The 714-nt window shown below is 46.5% G+C and carries 6 tRNA genes; all 6 read right to left on the reverse strand.

What is annotated here, in order from left to right:
• Positions 1-180 precede the first annotated feature (180 nt).
• Positions 181-262 (reverse strand) — tRNA-Leu (locus tag BFU02S_RS16065).
• A 12-nt stretch (positions 263-274) separates the two neighbouring features.
• Positions 275-348: transfer RNA gene (locus BFU02S_RS16070), tRNA-Cys, on the reverse strand.
• A gap of 8 nt (positions 349-356) precedes the next feature.
• A tRNA-Gly gene (locus tag BFU02S_RS16075) sits at positions 357-431 on the reverse strand.
• 4 nt (positions 432-435) lie between these two features.
• Positions 436-510: transfer RNA gene (locus BFU02S_RS16080), tRNA-Gln, on the reverse strand.
• Positions 511-547: 37 nt separating this feature from the next.
• A tRNA-His gene (locus tag BFU02S_RS16085) sits at positions 548-623 on the reverse strand.
• Between the two features lie 12 nt (positions 624-635).
• A tRNA-Trp gene (locus BFU02S_RS16090) sits at positions 636-709 on the reverse strand.
• Positions 710-714: the final 5 nt, after the last annotated feature.

A 714-nucleotide genomic window follows, 5' to 3' on the forward strand; every position in this document is an offset into this window, starting at 1 on the left:
GACGGTCTCAAACCTCCGCCTATTTCTCTGTCTAACCGCTACTTTTTAAAAAATAAGCGGAATTCTTCCGATAAGTGAGTAACCTGCTGAAACTCAACAATGAACAATAATAGAACCAAAAATAAAAAACGCCGATTCACGTGTTAAATCAACGTAAATCAGCGTCAAATCTGTTTGTAATACCGGTGGTCGGGGTCGAACCGACACTCCTTACGGAACACGATTTTGAGTCGTGCGCGTCTGCCAATTCCGCCACACCGGCACAATTAAATTATGGAGGCGGCAACCGGATTCGAACCGGTGGTAAAGGTTTTGCAGACCTCTGCCTTACCACTTGGCTATGCCGCCGTTTATCATGGAGCGGAAGACGGGATTCGAACCCGCGACCCCCACCTTGGCAAGGTGGTGTTCTACCACTGAACTACTTCCGCATATTGGCTGGGCTAGCAGGATTCGAACCTACGAATGACGGAGTCAAAGTCCGTTGCCTTACCGCTTGGCTATAGCCCAATGATATAATATTTTTAAAAAATCATCAAGGAAATAATGGGGCGATTGATGGGAATCGAACCCACGAATGCCAGAGCCACAATCTGGTGCGTTAACCACTTCGCCACAACCGCCATTATTTTTTATGGCAGGGGTAGTAGGAATCGAACCCACACTAAAGGTTTTGGAGACCTTCGTTCTACCTTTAAACTATACCCCTATGAA

Source organism: Neobacillus fumarioli NBRC 102428 (assembly GCF_001591485.1).
Taxonomy (GTDB): domain Bacteria; phylum Bacillota; class Bacilli; order Bacillales; family Cytobacillaceae; genus Neobacillus; species Neobacillus fumarioli.